At 65.9% G+C, this 2,205-nt stretch carries 3 protein-coding genes; all 3 read right to left on the reverse strand.

All coding sequences use genetic code 11. The annotated features are described in order from the left end of the window. Positions 1–292 (reverse strand): pyridoxal-phosphate dependent enzyme (locus tag V7Q81_RS15785; protein ID WP_333845238.1); only part of this gene is annotated, 292 nt, incomplete at its 3' end. A 30-nt stretch (positions 293–322) separates the two neighbouring features. Then, the gene (gene pcaD, locus V7Q81_RS15790; RefSeq protein ID WP_333845240.1) at positions 323–1,111 is read right to left on the reverse strand and encodes a 3-oxoadipate enol-lactonase; all 789 of its coding nucleotides are present in this window, start codon (positions 1,109–1,111) and stop codon (positions 323–325) included. 82 nt (positions 1,112–1,193) lie between these two features. Then, positions 1,194–2,205 (reverse strand): alkaline phosphatase family protein (locus tag V7Q81_RS15795; RefSeq protein WP_333845242.1); only part of this gene is annotated, 1,012 nt, incomplete at its 5' end.

A 2,205-nucleotide genomic window follows, 5' to 3' on the forward strand; every position in this document is an offset into this window, starting at 1 on the left:
GGGCCGGGACGCCCCGCCGCCCCGCCGCCATGGCGAGGGCCGCCGCGTGGTTACCCGAGGAATGGGTCACCACCCCCCGTACCGCCGCCTCCCACGAGAGGGAAAACACGGCATTGCAGGCCCCACGGGCCTTGAAGGCGCCCACCTTTTGGAAGTTCTCGCACTTGAAAAAAAGCCGAGCTCCGCTTAGGCGGTCCAGGGTGGCGCAGGTGAAGACTGGCGTGGAATGGATATAGGGCCGGATGCGAGCGTGGGCCTCGCGGATGGCGCGCAGGTCGGGGGGATGGTCCATGGGTCCAAAAGGGATTGAGTCGTCGTCCCCTTACGTACCGACTTCGGCCAGGAAGTCCCCCAGGAGGCGGTTGAAGACTGAGGTTTGCTCCAGGTTGCACAGGTGGGACGCCTGGGGAATGACCGCTAGTCGGGACCCCGGGATCGCCTCGTGGAGCGCTCGAGCCATGGCGACCGGCGTGCCGGGATCTTCCTCCCCCACGATCACAAGGGTGGGGCAGGAAATTTCCCTAAGACGGGCGCGGGTATCGATTCGAGGAATGGCGTGACAGCAGCCGATGTAGCCTTCCACGGGCGTGGCACGGATCATGGCCGCGATGCGTCTCATCACGTCCGGGCGCTGGGCCCGGAAGGCGGGGGTGAACCAGCGCGCCAGAGTCGGCTCCACCATGGCTTCCATCCCCTTCTCCCGCACTGTGCGGATGCGCTCTTCCCACGCGGGGCGGGCCTCCGGTGGGTAGTAACTCGTGGTATCGCACAGCACCAAGCTCGCGAGCCGCTCAGGATAGCGCAGGGCGAACACCTGGCCGATCATGCCCCCCAGGGAGATACCGACGAAGTGCATGCGTTCCACCCCCCGGGCGTCGATGAGCCCCCGCAGGTCATCGGCCAGAAGCTCCAGGCTATAGGGTCCCGGCGGAGCCGATGTCTTGCCATGGCCCCGGGTATCGTAGCGTAGCACCCGGTAGCGGTCGCGCAAAGCCACCGCCTGCTCGTACCACATGCCCAGATGGCAAGCCAGGCTGTGGCTAAATACGAGCCACGGTCCTTCCCCTTCCTCCTCGTAGTTGATGTCGATGCCGTTCGCCTGGATCATCATGGTTTCGCCTCCTTCGTCCTGGACGCGGAAGGAAAGTGGGTGGAACGCCAAGGGCTCGAAAGTTTATCGAATCGAAGCCCGCTTACACCGTCGCCACCACCAGGGGCACCCACATTTCGTCCGCGCTCACGCCGCCGTGCATGCCGATGTTGACGTAGCGCTTTTCTCCGGGCAACCAGTCTTTGATGGCGTAATTATCCCGCATCACCAGGACATAATCGCCGATTCGCTCCATGAGCCGGGGATGCCTCGGGCCATCACCGAACCAGCCCCGGGCCACCAGCTCGGCGCTGGGGTAGGCATCGGCGCTACCGGCGAGATGGGTCGCCACGTAAGCCTCGAACGCCGCCTCTCGACCAGGTCTTACGTAGCAATAGGCCGCCCGGGGCTCGCCGCACAAGGGCCGGCGCAGCAGTGCCGCCAATGCCGGATGGTCCGCCAGGTCAATGCGCCCCTCAGGGGGGATGTCGACGAAGCCGTGGTCTGCCGTCAGCACCACGGTGGTGTCGGTGCCGGCAAGGCGCGCCAGGAAGCCGGCGAAAGCCTGATCGATGCGGTAGGCGAGCTCCCGGCACTGGGCGCTTCCCACCCCGGCCCGATGGGCCACCGTGTCCAGATCCGGAAGATAGGCGTAAACCAGCTTGGCATGGGGGCTTGCCGCCACCACCTCGGCGGTTTCGGCGAAGAACGCTTCCAGATTGCTGTAGGCGCGCCGCTGGGCACCCTGGCAATGCCAGCGGTTGTACTCGGACTCCAGGATAGAAAGGGGCGTCACCACCCAGCTTTCCCGGGCAAGACGCCCGAAGATCGGAGGCTCGGTGAACACCGCCTCCGGCCCGATCCCTCGGGCGTTGAGCGCTACCCCCCCTTCTCGGCAACGGAAGGGCAAGACCGCTGTCACCCCGCCCGCTTCCCCCAGGTCCACGAACCATCCGGTCAGTCCGTGCTGCAGGGGGCCCACCCCGGTGTGGAAGGTGGTGACGGCGGTCGCGGTCGTGGAAGGAAACACCGAGGTCATCCTCCCCCGCAAGTGACGCCGCAGAGTCACCATTTCTCCCCGCCGCAGCAGGAAGTTCAAGCCCAACCCGTCGATC

The organism is Pelomicrobium sp. (genome assembly GCF_036803785.1).
In the GTDB taxonomy this organism is placed as follows: Bacteria; Pseudomonadota; Gammaproteobacteria; order Burkholderiales; family UBA6910; genus Pelomicrobium.